General features: G+C 71.7%; 18 protein-coding genes. 16 read left to right on the top strand and 2 right to left on the bottom strand.

The annotated features are described in order from the left end of the window. The first annotated feature begins 149 nt into the window (after positions 1-149). Positions 150-497: a nitrite reductase small subunit NirD gene (gene nirD / locus GE115_RS02220; RefSeq protein ID WP_153683138.1), complete on the top strand. Its 348-nt coding sequence runs from the start codon at positions 150-152 to the stop codon at positions 495-497. A gap of 69 nt (positions 498-566) precedes the next feature. On the opposite strand, the gene map is transcribed toward nirD, so the two are convergent. Continuing rightward, on the bottom strand, positions 567-1,334 hold the full coding sequence (gene map, locus GE115_RS02215; protein ID WP_312854816.1) for a type I methionyl aminopeptidase: 768 nt from the start codon (positions 1,332-1,334) through the stop codon (positions 567-569). An 88-nt stretch (positions 1,335-1,422) separates the two neighbouring features. Here map and GE115_RS02210 point away from each other — a divergent pair, with 88 nt between their 5' ends. The 10 genes from GE115_RS02210 (at position 1,423) to GE115_RS02165 (ending at position 9,749) form a co-directional block, all read left to right on the top strand. Beyond that, on the top strand, positions 1,423-1,917 hold the full coding sequence (locus GE115_RS02210; protein WP_153683136.1) for a hypothetical protein: 495 nt from the start codon (positions 1,423-1,425) through the stop codon (positions 1,915-1,917). A 188-nt stretch (positions 1,918-2,105) separates the two neighbouring features. Then, complete coding sequence (rplS, locus tag GE115_RS02205; protein WP_153683135.1) at positions 2,106-2,456, top strand: 50S ribosomal protein L19; 351 nt, start codon at positions 2,106-2,108, stop codon at positions 2,454-2,456. Between the two features lie 83 nt (positions 2,457-2,539). Continuing rightward, positions 2,540-3,295 (top strand): signal peptidase I, encoded by a 756-nt coding sequence (gene lepB, locus GE115_RS02200; RefSeq protein ID WP_153683134.1) that lies wholly within the window; start codon positions 2,540-2,542, stop codon positions 3,293-3,295. Beyond that, positions 3,292-3,984: a ribonuclease HII gene (rnhB, locus tag GE115_RS02195; RefSeq protein ID WP_153683133.1), complete on the top strand. Its 693-nt coding sequence runs from the start codon at positions 3,292-3,294 to the stop codon at positions 3,982-3,984. The genes lepB and rnhB overlap by 4 nt, the downstream gene beginning before the upstream one ends. Positions 3,985-3,989: 5 nt before the next feature. Beyond that, positions 3,990-4,313: a DUF2469 family protein gene (locus GE115_RS02190; RefSeq protein ID WP_153683132.1), complete on the top strand. Its 324-nt coding sequence runs from the start codon at positions 3,990-3,992 to the stop codon at positions 4,311-4,313. A gap of 174 nt (positions 4,314-4,487) precedes the next feature. Further along, a complete protein-coding gene (locus GE115_RS02185) occupies positions 4,488-4,844 on the top strand; it encodes a YraN family protein (RefSeq protein ID WP_153683131.1) in 357 nt (118 codons plus the stop codon). Further along, complete coding sequence (locus GE115_RS02180) at positions 4,844-6,418, top strand: YifB family Mg chelatase-like AAA ATPase (protein ID WP_153683130.1); 1,575 nt, start codon at positions 4,844-4,846, stop codon at positions 6,416-6,418. The genes GE115_RS02185 and GE115_RS02180 overlap by 1 nt, the downstream gene beginning before the upstream one ends. Next, a complete protein-coding gene (gene dprA / locus GE115_RS02175) occupies positions 6,415-7,650 on the top strand; it encodes a DNA-processing protein DprA (protein WP_312854815.1) in 1,236 nt (411 codons plus the stop codon). The genes GE115_RS02180 and dprA overlap by 4 nt, the downstream gene beginning before the upstream one ends. A 162-nt stretch (positions 7,651-7,812) precedes the next feature. Then, the gene (locus tag GE115_RS02170; RefSeq protein ID WP_312854814.1) at positions 7,813-8,730 is read left to right on the top strand and encodes a metallophosphoesterase; all 918 of its coding nucleotides are present in this window, start codon (positions 7,813-7,815) and stop codon (positions 8,728-8,730) included. Then, positions 8,727-9,749, top strand: a complete 1,023-nt coding sequence (locus GE115_RS02165; protein WP_153683129.1) for a tyrosine recombinase XerC — start codon at positions 8,727-8,729, stop codon at positions 9,747-9,749. The genes GE115_RS02170 and GE115_RS02165 overlap by 4 nt, the downstream gene beginning before the upstream one ends. Before the next feature lie 95 nt (positions 9,750-9,844). Here the strand turns inward: GE115_RS02165 and GE115_RS02160 are convergent, their stop codons facing one another. Continuing rightward, positions 9,845-10,429 carry a M23 family metallopeptidase gene (locus GE115_RS02160; protein WP_246190462.1) on the bottom strand — a complete coding sequence of 195 codons (585 nt, stop codon included), beginning with the start codon at positions 10,427-10,429 and terminating at the stop codon, positions 9,845-9,847. A 271-nt stretch (positions 10,430-10,700) separates the two neighbouring features. On the opposite strand from GE115_RS02160, the gene rpsB reads away from it, so the two are divergent. From rpsB to GE115_RS02135, 5 genes are all read left to right on the top strand, one after another. Then, entirely contained in the window at positions 10,701-11,624 is a 924-nt protein-coding gene (rpsB, locus tag GE115_RS02155) for a 30S ribosomal protein S2 (protein WP_153683128.1), read from the top strand. A 39-nt stretch (positions 11,625-11,663) separates the two neighbouring features. Further along, entirely contained in the window at positions 11,664-12,494 is an 831-nt protein-coding gene (gene tsf, locus GE115_RS02150; protein WP_153683127.1) for a translation elongation factor Ts, read from the top strand. Positions 12,495-12,665: 171 nt separating this feature from the next. Continuing rightward, positions 12,666-13,397, top strand: coding sequence for a UMP kinase (gene pyrH, locus GE115_RS02145; RefSeq protein ID WP_153683126.1), 732 nt, complete (start codon positions 12,666-12,668; stop codon positions 13,395-13,397). A 45-nt stretch (positions 13,398-13,442) separates the two neighbouring features. Then, a complete protein-coding gene (frr, locus tag GE115_RS02140; protein ID WP_312854813.1) occupies positions 13,443-13,997 on the top strand; it encodes a ribosome recycling factor in 555 nt (184 codons plus the stop codon). A gap of 22 nt (positions 13,998-14,019) precedes the next feature. Beyond that, positions 14,020-15,015: a phosphatidate cytidylyltransferase gene (locus GE115_RS02135; protein ID WP_153683125.1), complete on the top strand. Its 996-nt coding sequence runs from the start codon at positions 14,020-14,022 to the stop codon at positions 15,013-15,015. Positions 15,016-15,032: the final 17 nt, after the last annotated feature.

The following is a 15,032-nucleotide window of genomic DNA, read 5'->3' as shown; positions in this document are numbered from 1 at the left end:
TATTTCGTCGAGGTAACCTGCCGCGCCCCGGGAACGCACACCCGCGCCAGGCTCGTGTGAGCAGCCTTTGACGCGTCGGTAACACAGCGGTGCCGCCCGCGGTAACACGCCGCGGATAGCGTCGCCGCAGACAGGAAGGGAGCCCTCTGATGACGCTCATGCTGACGGAGACGACCTGGATGCGCGCCTGCGCGACCGACGACCTCGAGCCGTACTGGGGCGAAGTCGCCCTGCTCGGCGACGAACAGGTCGCCATCGTGATGATCACCCCGGAGGAGGTGTACGCCGTGGACCACCTCGACCCGCACACGGGCGCGCCCGTCATGGCGCGCGGCATCGTCGGGTCGCGGCGCGACCGGCCCACGATCGCCTCCCCGCTGCACAAGGAGGTCTACGACCTCGGCACGGGCGAGTGCTACACCGACCCCTCGCTCGTGCTGCGGACCTTCCGCACGCGCATCGTCGGCGGCTTCATCGAGATCGAACTCGGCGCCTGATCGCCGTTCGATCGCGAGAACGACGGATGCCGCGCCGGAAGCTCCCGGCGCGGCATCCCTCGTCGTGATTCAGCTGCGCGCGGTCAGTACGATCGGGTCGCCGTCGGTGATCGCGACGGTGTGCTCCGAATGCGAGCCGCGGGAGCCGTCGGCGCTGCGCAGGGTCCACCCATCGGGGTCGGTGAAGATGCGGTCGGTGGTCTCGAGGAACCACGGCTCGATCGCGATCACGAGGCCCGGGCGCAGCGGCAGTCCACGGCCGGGGCGGCCGTTGTTGGGCACGTGCGGGTCGCCGTGCATGGTGCGGCCGACGCCGTGGCCGCCGAAGTCCGTGTTGATCGAGTAGCCCTGTTCGCGCGCGACATCGGCGATCGCCCGCGAGATGTCGCCGATGCGGTTGCCCGGGCGCGCGGCGGCGATGCCGGCCTCGAGGGCACGCTCGGTCGTGCGGATGAGCCGGAGGTCGGCCTCGCGCGGCGTGCCCACCACGAGCGAGATCGCCGAGTCCGACACCCAGCCGTCGACGGATGCCGCGAAGTCCAGGCTGAGCAGGTCGCCGTCCTTCAGGGTGTAGTCGAACGGCAGGCCGTGCAGCACGGCGTCGTTCACCGACGTGCAGATGACCTTGCCGAACGGGCTCGCCCCGAACGACGGGTGGTAGTCGATGTAGCAGCTCTCGGCGCCGGCGCTGCGGATCATCTCGTGCGCCAGGGCGTCGAGCTCCAGCAGGTTGACGCCGACCTTCGCCGCAGCCGCCGTCGCCTCCAGCACGCTCGCCACGAAGCGGCCGGCGGGGCGCATCTGCTCGATCTCGGCAGGGGTCCTCAGTTCGATCACGGCAATCCTCTCTCCGAGACCATTCTGTCGGCTCCGCCCTGAGTGAACACCCGGCGCGCTCGCAGCCGGCCGCGGGTACGCTGGCGGCATGTTCGCAAGGCGCCTGTTCCCGCGCTGGCAGTTCGTCGCCGCGGTGGTGCTGCCCGCATGGCTCACGATCGGCTGGGCCGTGTTCGGCGGCGGGGGCTGGGGCACGCTCGGGCTCGTGATCACGCTGCCCGCGACCTTCCTCTCGGTGCTGGTCGTCGCGCTGCTCGTGAACGCGCGTCCGACGGTGCGCGAGCAGCGCGCCGTCGCCTGGGGCGATGTCGGCGTCATCGGCGCCTGGCATCTCGCGATCATCGCGACCGGCTTCTACGGTGCGACGGCGGCCGCCTTCGGCGTGCTCTCGATCGCGCTGGCCGTCGTCGCGTTCTGGTGGGCGATCTGGCAGCTGGTGCGAGACGGCTCGCGCCGCATGCAGGCGAGCATGGCCGAGTTCGAGCGGCTCGCCGCCCAGCAGCAGGGAGCCCAGGCTCCGCGTACGCCGCCGTTCGATGCCGGCGAGGTCATCGTGGTCCGCGAGGCGCGCGACCCCGAGTGAGTCGCGGCGGCGCCGGTTGCCGCCACTTTTGCCGGAACGGCCCCCGATCTGGCAGAATGGTCGATTGTGCCGCCGCAGGTCTCTGCCTCCGGGGAGCACGCACGCGCGGGTGATCGCGCGAGGCGGCACCAGACACGTTTCCCATTGATCCGCGTTCGACCGGTTGCGGGCGCAGAGAGCGAACCATCATGAACATCCTCGACCACGTCGACGCCGCGAGCCTGAAGTCGGACGTCCCCGACTTCCGCCCGGGCGACACCGTCAAGGTGCACGTCAACATCGTCGAAGGCACGCGCTCGCGCGTCCAGGTCTTCCAGGGCGTCGTCATCGGCCGTTCGGGCGAGGGCGTCCGCGAGACCTTCACGGTCCGCAAGATCAGCTTCCAGGTCGGCGTCGAGCGCAAGTTCCCGGTGCACTCGCCGATCATCGACAAGATCGAGATCGTCACCCGCGGTGACGTCCGTCGCGCGAAGCTCTACTACCTGCGAGAGCTGCGCGGCAAGAAGGCGAAGATCAAGGAGAAGCGCGACAACCACTGATCGCGCCTCCGCGCGTCGCCCGCCGACGCGCGATTCGACCGAGCTCCCCACCCCTAGACTGGGTGGGGAGCTCGGGCGGTTAAATGACACAGGAAACACGCACCACGCGCGACGATCGCGAGGGGCAATCTTCGGCGACCAGGCGGAAGCGCGGGGTGCTGCTGTTCATCCGCGACCTCCTCGTGATCTTCGTGGTGGCGGTGCTCGTCTCGTTCCTCATCAAGACGTTCCTCATCCGGTCGTTCTTCATCCCGTCGCAGTCGATGGAGCAGACCCTCGAGATCGACGACCGCATCATCGTGAACGAGCTCGTGCCCGAGGTCGTGCCGATCGAGCGCGGAGACGTCGTCGTCTTCCAGGACCCGGGCGGGTGGCTCCCCGCCTCGCCCGAGATCGAGCAGCCCCCGCTCGTCGCGGCGTTCGACTGGTTCCTCGCGTTCGTGGGCCTCTCGGCTCCCGACTCGAACGACCACCTCGTCAAGCGCGTCATCGGGCTGCCGGGCGATCACGTCGCGTGCTGCAACGCGCTCGGGCAGATGACCGTGAACGGCGTACCCCTCGACGAGACCGAGTACGCGGTGCTGCCCGCCGGCGAGAGCAAGGTCTCGCGCGACGACTTCGACGTCACCGTTCCCGACGACTCGCTCTGGGTCATGGGCGACAACCGCTACAACTCCAAGGACTCGCGCTACAACGGCGATACGCCGCTCAAGGGGTTCGTCCCGATCGAGAACGTGGTCGGCAAGGCGTTCGTCGTCAGCTGGCCCGTCTCGCACTGGGCCTGGCTCGGCAACTATCCCGACGTGTTCGCCGGCGTCGAGGAGGGTGCGGGTCGATGACCGCGGGCCGTCCTCCCTCGCTCAGCGTCGAGCGCGCGCTCTTCGCCGACGGCGCACCGATCGTGCTGGCCTGCGATGAGGTCGGCCGCGGGGCGCTCGCGGGTCCCGTCACCGTGGGCATCGTGGTCATCCGACCCGACGTGCGCCGCATGCCGGCGGGCCTGCGCGATTCGAAGCTGCTGCCCGAGCCGAAGCGGGAGCTGCTCGCTCCGCGTGCCGCGTCGTGGGTGCTCGCCTCGGCCGTCGGCGAGGCATCCGCCGACGAGATCGACGCGCTCGGCATCATGGCGTGCCTCGGTCTCGCCGGCGCGCGCGCGTATCGGTCGCTCGCCGACACGGTCGAGCTGGCGGCCGGCGCGCCGCTGCTGCTCGACGGCAACCACGACTGGTTGAGCGCCTCGATCGAGCACCGCGCCCAGGTCATCACGCGCATCAAGGCCGACCGCGACTGCGCGTCGGTGTCCGCGGCATCCGTCATCGCGAAGGTGCACCGCGATCGCGGCATGCGCCGGGAGCACGACGAACTGCCGCTCTACGCCTGGGACGAGAACAAGGGCTATTCGACGCGCGCGCACTTCGCCGCGCTCGACCGTCACGGGCCGAGCCGGCTGCACCGCCACACCTGGCTGCATGCCAAGGACGACGCGGTGGAGGCCGGTCCTGCCCTCTTCGACCTCGGCGTAGGATGAACCCGATGGATGAGGACGAGTTCGACGACTACGACCGCGAAGTCGAGTTGGCCCTGTACCGGGAGTACCGCGACATCGTCGCGCAGTTCCAGTACGTGGTCGAGACGGAGCGCCGCTTCTACCTCGCGAACGAGGTGGAACTGGTCCGGCGCGACACCGAGCACGACTTCTACTTCGAACTCTCGATGAAGGACGTCTGGGTCTGGGACGTCTACCGCGCCGACCGGTTCGTGAAGTCGGTGCGCGTGCTGACCTTCAAGGACGTCAACATCGAGGAGCTCGCGACGCGCGAGTTCGAGCTGCCGAAGGAACTGGCGCTCGACGAGTAGCCCAGGGCTGCTGCGCGCGGGCATTCGCCCGCGATCGTCGGCCTCCGCGGCCCACCGACGTCGCGACGTCTGCTTCTGCACAAGCCGGCTGTTCGATGAACCGCTGACGGATGCCGCATCCCAACCGTTTCCCGGCGCGCTGTCGCGCGACGCTGGGTCGCGGAGGTGGTGCGGATGGCGCACAACACGGAACTCGGACGGCGCGGCGAAGCCCTCGCGGTCACCCATCTCGAGGCGCGCGGCATGCAGGTCATCGATCGCAACTGGCGATGCCGGCTCGGCGAGATCGACATCGTCGCGCGCGACGGCAGCGACACGGTGTTCGTCGAGGTGAAGACGCGCACGAGCGCGGACTTCGGGCACCCATTCGAAGCGATCACGCCGGTCAAGCTCGCCCGCATGCGCCGACTCGCGGTCGCGTGGTGCGTGCAGTCCGAGGAGCCGGTCGGCCGAATCCGCATCGACGCGGTCGCCGTGCTCGCCCCGGTCGAGGCACCGCCCCTGGTCGAGCACCTCGAGGGGCTGAGCTGATGCCGGTGGCGCGCACCCGCGCCGTGGCGCTGATCGGGCTCGCGGGCTCGGTGGTCGAGGTCGAGGCCGACCTCGCGAGCCAGCTGCCCGGTCTCGTGATCATCGGCCTGCCCGACGCGGCGCTCGGCGAGGCGCGCGAACGCGTGCGCTCGGCGGCTTCCAACGCCGGTTGCCCGCTGCCGCAGCGGCGGCTCACGGTGAACCTCTCGCCGGCGTCCTTGCCCAAGCACGGCTCGGGATTCGACCTGGCGATCGCGCTGGCCTGCCTCGCCGCCGCCGGCATGGTCGATCCGGCCTCCGTCGACCGCATGGTGCACCTCGGCGAGCTCGGGCTCGACGGCCGGGTGCGCCCCATCGCCGGGGTGCTGCCGGCCGTGCTCGCGGCTTCACGCGCCGGACATCGAACGGTGATGGTTCCCGAGGCGAATGCCGAGGAGGCCGCGCTCGTTCCCGGCGTCGAGGTCATCGCCGTCGGTTCGCTCATCGAGGCGGCGATCCGCCACGGCGGATCGTTCGACCCGGAGACGGCGGAGGCCTTCCGCGAGCGAGCGGCCCGCGAGCGCGATGTCGAGGCGGACGCCTCGCCGCCACCGGCTCCGGTGGCTCCCGCCGGCGACCTCGCCGACGTGACGGGCAACACCGACGCCGTGCAGGCGCTGCTCGCCGCGGCGGCCGGCGGCCACCATGTCTTCCTCGGTGGTCCTCCCGGGGCCGGCAAGACCATGCTCGCGTCGCGACTGCCCGGTATCCTGCCCGACCTCGACGCCGATGCCGCCCTCGAGGTCGCGTCGCTGCGTTCGCTCGCCGGCGAGGCCCCGCACGGCGGCCTCGACCTGCGTCCGCCGTTCGTCGCGCCGCACCACACGGCGAGCGCCGCGGCGATCGTGGGCGGCGGCAGCCGTGGCATCCGACCGGGCGCAGCCCCCCGTGCCTCGCACGGGGTCCTGTTCCTCGACGAGGCCCCGGAATTCGCGGCGTCGGTGCTCGACGTGCTGCGCCAGCCGCTGGAGGCGGGCGTGATCAGCATCCACCGGGCGAACGCGGTGGCGACCTTCCCCGCCCGGTTCCAGCTGGTCCTCGCCGCCAACCCGTGCCCGTGCGGCCAGCACGGCCTCAAGAACAGCGACTGCACCTGCCCGCCGGTGGTGCGTCGGCGCTACCTCGCGCGGCTCTCCGGTCCGCTGATGGACCGCATCGACGTGCACCTCTGGGTGCCGCGCATCACGGCGCAGGAGCTCCGGATGGCGGGCGAGCGTCCGTCCCTGACGAGCGCGGAGGCCAAGCGCCGGGTGTCCGCCGCCAGGGAGGCGGCCGCAGAGCGGCTGCGCGGCACTCCGTGGCGCACGAACGCCGAGGTGCCCGGGCCGTGGTTGCGCGGTGCGGGCGGCCTGCATCCGGGCAACCGGGCGTGCGTGTCGCTGGACCGGGCGCTCGAGCGCGGCACCGTGACCATGCGCGGCTACGACCGGGTGTTGAAGGTCGCATGGTCGCTCGCGGATCTCGACGGCGTCGCGATACCCGACGCCGATCACGTCGGCCACGCGCTGGCGCTGCGCAAGGGGATGCAGCCGTGACCGCGGTCTTCGACCGGCTGCGGCAGGCCGCCGGATCGGGCATCGTCGGCACGCGCCCTTCCGGAGGGGACGACGAGGCACTCGCCCGGGCCTTCCTCGGCGCGATCGCCGAGCCGGGCGACGGCGTGATGGGCGAACTCGTCGCCGCGATCGGAGCGCGGGGCGTCGCCGAGGTCCTGCTCGAGCGCGCGGATGCCGAAGGCATGTCCGCTGCGCTCGCGGCCCGAGGCGTACGCCTCGACCCGCGTTCGATTCGGGCGGCGCACGGCCGGTGGTCCCCGCGGGTCGACGTCGAGGCGTTCGCCCGGTCGCTCCAGCAGGCCGGCCGTGTGGGCGCTCGACTCGTGGTGCCCGGCGACGACGCGTGGCCCGTCCGCCTCGACGACCTCGGCCGGCATCGCCCGCTCGCCCTCTGGGTCCGCGGCCGGCTCGACGCCGTGACGGTCGCACGATCGATCTCGCTCGTGGGAGCCCGGGCCGCCAGCGGCTACGGCGAGCACGTCGCGGTCGAGGCGGCCGGCGGCCTGGCCGACCGTGGCTTCACGGTCGTCTCGGGCGGCGCGTACGGCATCGACGGGATGGCGCATCGCTCGACCCTGCGAAGCGACGGCACCACCGTCGCGTACCTCGCCGGCGGCGTCGACCGGTTCTACCCCATGGGGCACGAGTCGCTGCTCGCCCGCATCGCCGAGACGGGTGCTGTGGTCTCCGAGCTGCCGTGCGGGGCCGCACCCACGAAGTGGAGGTTCCTCCAGCGCAACCGGCTGATCGCCGCGTCGACGGCGGCCACCATCGTGCTCGAGGCCGGCCTGCGGTCGGGCTCCCTCAACACGGCCGGGCACGCGGCGACCCTCGGGCGACCGCTCGGTGCGGTGCCGGGGCCCGTGACGAGCCCGGCGTCGGCCGGATGCCACCGACTCCTGCGCGAGTTCGACGCGGTGTGCGTCGTCGATGCGGAGCAGATGGCCGAACTCGCGCTCGCCGATGGCGACCTCGCAGCGGCGGCGACGCCGACGGGTTCGGCGACGGGCGCCTGGGACACCGCGGTCACCGCTGATGGCATCCGCGTCCTCGACGCGCTCAGCGCGCGATCGCCCCGCACCACCGACGACGTCGCCCGGCGCGCCGGGCTCGAACCGCGACGCGTGCTCGGCGTCCTCGGCTCGCTCGAGGCCGAAGGACGCGTGGTGCGGCGCGCCGAAGGCTGGGCGGCGCGGCCGGCGGCCGGTTGACCTGGGCGGCGCGGCAGGCGGGGCGGTCGCGTGGGCGGCGCCCGGTGGTGCCATCCAGCCGCGGCGCCTGATGTCCGACGCGTCGACTTCGCGCCGACGCACCCCCGCGGCGGTCGGCGCGGCCTCGGCGGACGCGTCGGTGGGCCGCCCTAGGCTGGCCGCGTGGACGGACACACCGAAGCACCCAGGCTCGGCCGTTACCCCGCGGCCAGGCACGTCATCGCGCACGTCTCCGACCTCCATCTGCTGGCGGGCGGGGCACCGCTCGGCGGTCGGGCCGACACCGTCGCGGCGCTCGACCAGGCGATCAGCCAGCTCGAGCGGCTCAGCGACGCGCTCGACGCGATCGTCGTCACGGGCGACGTGGCCGACCTCGGCGAGGCCGACGCGTACCGTCGTGCTCGCGCAGCCCTCGAGCCCCTGGCCGTCGCCACCGGCGCCGAACTCGTGTGGGTGATGGGCAACCACGACGAGCGCGCCGCCTTCCGGGCCGGGCTCACCGACGACCCGCCCACGGACTCACCCGTGCACCGCGTGGTCGACGTCGGGGGCCTGCGCATCGTGTCGCTCGATGTGACGGTGCCCGGCTGGCACCACGGCATGATCGACGGCGAAACGGTCAGCTGGCTACGCGCGGTCCTCGCCGTGCCCGCGCCGCACGGCACCGTCCTCGCGATGCACCACGCACCCATCGCGACCCCGCTGGCGCTCATGGACGTCCTCGAACTGCAGGGGCAGGACGCGCTCGCCGACGTGCTCGCCGGCAGCGACGTCCGGCTCATCCTCGGTGGGCACCTGCACTACGCGACCACCGGCACCTTCACCGGCATCCCGGTCGCGGTCGCCGGCGCGACGGCCTACACGATGGATCTCTCGGCGCGGCCGCGCGAGCTCGTCGGCATCGACGGCGGTCGCTCCTTCTCGGTGGTCCACCTCTACGACGACGGCGCGATCACCGCCGTGGTGCCGCTGGGGCCCTTCGACGTCGTCTCGAGCTTCGGCGCCGAGTTCCTCGCCGAGATCGAAGGGCTCGACGCCGACGGCCGCCTCGACCGGTTCTCGCGCAAGCGGACGCCATGAGCGAGCACGCCCCTCCGCTCGATGTCGCGCTCCACGACTACCTCGTGCACCTCACCGCCGAACGCGGCTACTCGGCCAATACCGTCGCCGCCTACGGCAGCGACCTCGCCGACCTCGCCCGGTTCCTCGAACGCCGCGCGCTCGCCGCGGGCGGCGAACCCGGCCGGCCCGTCGAGCTGGCACGCATCGACCTTCCGACCCTTCGCGACTGGCTGTGGGAGTCGACCGAACTGGGCCTGGCCCGCGCGACGATCGCCCGGCGCGCGGCGTCCGCCCGCGGATTCTGCGCCTGGAGCGCGCGCCGAGGGCTCGTCGCGGCCGACCCGGCGGTGCGCCTGCGCGCGCCGAAGGCGCAGCGCACGCTTCCGCGCGTGCTGACGCAACCGGCGATCACCGGCCTCCTCGACCGGCTCGACGCGGCCGCCGCCGACGGCGACCCGGTCGCCGCGCGCGACAGCGCGATCGTCGAGCTGCTGTACGCCTCGGGTCTTCGCGTCTCCGAGCTCGTCGGCCTCGACCTCGACGACATCGACCGCGAGCGCCGGACCCTCCGCGTGCTGGGCAAGGGCTCGAAGGAACGCGTCGTGCCCTACGGCGCGCCGGCCGCCAGGTCGCTCGACCAGTACCTCGAGCGCGGTCGCGCCGCACTGCTCGCGGCCGCCGCAGATGCCGTCGCCGGGGCGGCTGACGCGACTGCCGCGAAATCGACCCTCGAATCGCACCGCCGCGCGCCGCAGGGCGGACGCGCCGCGTTCGTCGGCGTGCGAGGCGGGCGGCTCGGTCCGAGGTCGGTGCACCGCCTGATCGCCGCGCTCCTCGCCGAGATCCCCGGCACCGGGCCGAGCGGCCCGCACGCCCTGCGGCACACCGCGGCGACCCACCTGCTCGACGGCGGCGCCGACCTCAGGGCCGTGCAGGAGTTCCTCGGCCACGCGAGCCTCGGCACCACGCAGATCTACACGCACGTCTCGGCCGAACGACTCAAACAGACCTATCGCACCGCGCATCCGCGCGCCTGAGCACGACCAGCCCGCCCGCCTCCGCCGCCCACGGTTCGTCGTCCACCGCGACGACCCACCGCGCCGGCCCCACGTCGCCCGCCGGCCGGAGGCCGTCACCCGGCGAGCGGCAGCAGCACCGCGCGCGGGACGCCGCCGAGGTACAGGAACGGCGAGACGTACTCGCCGTCGACCCGGACGCCGAAGTGCACGCACGTGCCGGTGCAGTGGCCGCCCGCGCTCACGGCGCCGATCGGTTCGCCGCGGCGCACGACGTCGCCCTCGGCCACCACCGCGGTGACGGGCTCGATGGCGCTGATGACCCCATCGCCGTGGTCGATCGACACCACGTCGCGGCCCGCGACGGCACCGGCGAAGTGCACCACCCCGGTGCCGGCTGCCATGACCGGATCGCCGGCCGTCGCGGCGACGTCGATGCCGCGATGGCCGGCGGAGTATCGGGTGGCCGGCCGTCGGAACGGTTCGAGGACCCGGATCGGCGCTCCCACCGGCCAGGCCCAGTCGCCCGCGACGGCATCCGGCGGGGCCGCTGGCAGTACCGTCGCAGCCGGCAGTGCGACCGCGGCCGACGCCGACGCGTCGGCGGGAACGAGCGCGGCCGGAAGCAGCAGGGCGGCGAGCGCGGCCCACGCACGCCCGGCCCGTCGTCGCCCGGCGCGAGGCATCCGGAGATCGGTCATGCGGCAAGGCTGCCTCGTCGCCTGGCGACCCGTGCCGCGTGCCGCGAGATCCGTGCACGACCGCCGCCGACGGGCGGCGGGGGAGGAGGGCTCGCGTGATAGCATGTCCCTTGCGCCTCGCCCTGCGAGGTGACTCCGCGTGCCCATTCGGCCACGAATCCATTCAGTCCCAGCCCCGCATTCCATGCGGGATCGGGCGGAGCCGTGCCGGGCGCCAGGGCTTCCGGCCGCCGGCCGGCAGCGAACAACTGAGACAGAAGGAGAACGGCTCATGGCCGTCGTCACCATTCGCCAGCTGCTCGACAGCGGCGTGCACTTCGGGCACCAGACCCGCCGCTGGAACCCGAAGATGAAGCGCTTCATCTTCACCGAGCGCTCGGGCATCTACATCATCGACCTGCAGCAGTCGCTCGCCTACATCGACAAGGCCTACGACTTCGTCAAGGAGACGGTCGCCCACGGCGGCACCATCCTCTTCGTCGGCACCAAGAAGCAGGCGCAGGAGTCGATCGCCGAGCAGGCCACGCGCGTCGGCCAGCCCTACGTCAACCAGCGTTGGCTGGGCGGCCTTCTCACGAACTTCACCACGGTCTCCAAGCGCCTCGCGCGCATGAAGGAGCTCGAGGAGCTCGACTTCGAGGGCACCACCTCGGGCTTCACCAAGAAGGAGCTCCTCCTCAAGAAGCGCGAGCTCGACAAGCTGCACAAGTCGCTCGGCGGCATCCGCAACCTCTCGAAGACGCCCTCGGCGCTCTGGGTCGTGGACACCAAGAAGGAGCACCTCGCGATCGACGAGGCCAAGAAGCTCGGCATCCCCGTCATCGGCATCCTCGACACGAACTGCGACCCCGACGAGGTCCAGTACCCGATCCCGGGCAACGACGACGCGATCCGCTCGGTGAGCCTGCTCACGCGCATCATCGCCGACGCCGCCGCCGAGGGCCTCATCCAGCGCCACCAGAAGCCCGAAGAGGGCGAAGAGGCCGCCGAGCCGCTCGCCGAGTGGGAGCAGGAGCTCCTCCAGGCGCAGACGCCCGAGCAGTCCTCGCCCGAGACCGCCAAGGTCGACGAGGCGACCGCCGAGGCCGAAGAGGTCGCCGAGGTCGCCGAGGCCGTCTCGGCGGATGACACGGCAGAGGCCGCGACCGAGTCGGTCGCCGACGAGGCCGGCGAAGCCGCAGCCGAGTCCAAGTAACACACGTCCAGACCACGAGTTCAGGAGAGTAATCCGAACATGGCCAACTTCACTCTCGAAGACGTCAAGACCCTGCGCGAGCGCCTCGGCACCGGCATGGTCGACACCAAGAACGCGCTCGTCGAGGCCGACGGCGACCTGGACAAGGCGGTCGAGATCCTCCGCCTCAAGGGTGCCAAGGGCAACGCGAAGCGTGCCGACCGTTCGACCGCAGAGGGCCTCGTGGCCGCCGCCGACAACGGCGACGGCACCGCGACCCTGATCGAGCTCGCCTGCGAGACCGACTTCGTCGCCAAGGGCGACAAGTTCGTCGGCCTCGCCGACCGCGTGCTCGCGGCCGCTGCCGCGGCTCGTGCCGACTCGGTCGAGACGGCCCTGGCCGCCCCGGCCGAGGGCAAGTCGGTCGCCGACGTCATCAACGAGGAGGCCGCGATCCTCGGCGAGAAGGTCGAACTGCGTCGCATCCGCCTCGTGAAGGGCGAGCAGTTCTCGATCTACCTGCACAAGACGTCGAAGGACCTGCCGCCGCAGGTCGGCGTGGTCCTCGGCTACGCCGGCGCCGACGCCGAGACGGCCCGCTCGGTCGCGCAGCACATCTCGTTCGCGAACCCCGAGTACCTCACGCGCGACGACGTCCCGGCCGAGCTGGTCGAGAAGGAGCGCGCGCTCGTCGAGCAGATCTCCCGCGAGGAGGGCAAGCCCGAGGCCGCGCTCCCGAAGATCGTCGAGGGTCGCCTGGGCGCCTACTTCAAGCAGGTCTCGCTGCTCGACCAGGACTACGCGAAGGACAACAAGCTGTCGATCGCGAAGGTCCTGCAGGACGCGGGCCTGACCGTGAGCGACTTCGCTCGCTTCAAGGTCGGCGCGTAAGACACGCCACGGGGAGTCCGGATCGACATCGATCCGGACTCCCTTTGCGTGCGCGGCGGGGTTCCGCTGCGCGCGCGACGGATGCCCCGCCAGGACATCCGTCCGCGTCGCACCGTGTTCCGCGCGGCGGCGACCACTAGTTTTGAACCCGGGGATCGAAGGGACGGCCACATGACCGAACGCAGGCGGAGGGTGCTGCTCAAGCTCTCAGGAGAGGCATTCGGCGGCGGAGCGCTCGGCGTCAACCCCGACGTGGTCTCCTCGCTCGCGCGCGAGATCGCCGACGCGGCGCGCACCGTCGAGGTCGCGATCGTCGTGGGCGGCGGCAACTTCTTCCGCGGCGCCGAGCTGAGCCAGCGCGGCATGGACCGCGGGCGCGCCGACTACATGGGCATGCTGGGCACGGTCATGAACGCGCTCGCCCTGCAGGACTTCCTCGAGCAGGCGGGCGCCGAGACCCGGGTGCAGTCGGCGATCTCGATGACCCAGGTCGCCGAGCCCTACATCCCGCGGCGCGCCGAGCGGCACCTCGAGAAGGGTCGCGTCGTCATCTTCGGCGCCGGCGCCGGGCTGCCGTACTTCTCGACCGACACGGTCGCCGCGCAGCGCGCGCTCGAGATCGACGCCGAGATCGTGCTCGTCGCGAAGAACGGCGTCGACGGCGTCTACTCCGACGACCCTCGCACGAACCCCGATGCGACGAAGATCGACCGCATCAGCTACCAGGAGGCGCTGCAGCGAGGACTCAAGGTCGTCGACTCGACCGCGTTCAGCCTGTGCATGGACAACGGCATGCCCATGCAGGTGTTCGGCATGCAGCCCGCCGGCAACGTCACGGCCGCGATCCTCGGCGCCGACCTGGGCACGATCGTCGCGAACGGCGTGCCGTCGGCCGATCGATAGACTGTCCCGAGCAGCTGTCCCGTGCAGCGAAGAGAAGGAGCTCCCGTGATCGCGGATGTACTGTCCGAAGCCACCGCACGCATGCAGAAGGCCGTCGAGGTCGCCAAAGACGACTTCGCGACCGTCCGTACGGGTCGTGCGAACCCCCAGCTCTTCCAGAAGATCATGGTGAGCTACTACGGCACGCCCACGCCGCTGTCGCAGCTGGCGTCGCTGAACAACCCCGAGGCGCGCACGCTCGTCGTCACGCCGTACGACAAGGGCGCGCTGCGCGACATCGAGCAGGCCATCCGCGACACCCCCAACCTCGGTGCGAACCCGACGAACGACGGCAACCTCATCCGGGTGACGCTGCCCGAGCTGACCGAGGAGCGCCGCAAGGAGTTCGTCAAGATGGTCAAGGCGAAGGCCGAAGACGCGCGCGTGTCCGTGCGCAACATCCGCCGCAAGGCGAAAGACGACCTGGACGCCCTGAAGGGCGAGGTCGGCGACGACGAGGTGGCGCGCGCCGAGAAGGAGCTCGAGCAGGTCACGAAGACCCACGTCGACCAGATCGACGACGCGCTCAAGCGCAAGGAAGCCGAGCTCCTCGAGGTCTAGGCCGAGGGGTCAGAGGCTGAAGATGACAGGTGTCCCGGAGGGGGAGCCGACGGGCGCCGGGGGAGATGACGACCGCAGCGCGCGCGAGGACTTCCGATCGCAGGTGCATGCCCGGAAGGTCGAGATCGAGCGGCAGTTCGAGGCCGGTCGTGCCCAGTTCGACCAGGCGCAGGAGAAGATCAAGGCCCGTACCGGGCGCAACCTGATCCTCGCCATCCTGATCGGCGCGGCGTTCGGCGCGGCGCTGCTGCTGAGCCTGCTGGTCATCAAGGAACTCTTCATGGTGTTCGCCGTCGTCGTGGCGGCGTTCGCGAGCTCCGAGCTCGTGCAGGCGCTCCGCAAGGGCGACATCCGCGTGCCCATCGTGCCGACGGTCGCGACCGCGGTCGCGGCGGTTCCCGCGTCGTACTACCTCGGCGCGGGCGGGCAGCTGCTCGCCGTGCTCGGCGGCATCGTGCTCACGTCGGCGTGGCGGCTCATCGCCGCGGCTGCGACGCGCGACGCCGAGGGTCGCGAGCCCGGCCGGGGTCTCGCGCTCGATCTCGCGGCCGGCGCGTTCGTCCAGGGCTACGTGACGTTCCTCGCGACGTTCGCCGTCGTCCTCACGGCCGCCGAGGGCGGCCAGTGGTGGACGCTCGCGTTCATCATCGCGGCGGTCGCGGCCGACACGGGCGCGTACGCGTTCGGGCTCATGTTCGGCAAGCATCCGATGGCGCCCGTCATCAGCCCCAAGAAGACCTGGGAGGGGTTCGCGGGCGCGGCGGGCACGAGCCTCGTAGCCGGCGTGCTCCTCGCCGTGTTCATGCTCGACGAGCCGTGGTGGTTCGGCCTGCTCTTCGGAGCCGCGATCATGCTCTCCGCGACCATGGGCGACCTCGTCGAGTCGCTCATCAAGCGCGACCTCGGCATCAAGGACATGAGTTCCTGGCTGCCGGGCCACGGCGGGTTCCTCGACCGGCTCGACTCGATCCTGCCTTCGGCCGCCGTCGCGTACGTGGCGTTCAGCCTGTTCGGGTGATCGTGCGGAATACTGGA

It is taken from the genome of Agromyces agglutinans, assembly GCF_009647605.1.
Taxonomy (GTDB): Bacteria; Actinomycetota; Actinomycetes; order Actinomycetales; family Microbacteriaceae; genus Agromyces; species Agromyces agglutinans.
Note: the sequence above shows the minus strand (reverse complement) of the source record. Positions and strands in the feature narration are given on the sequence as shown.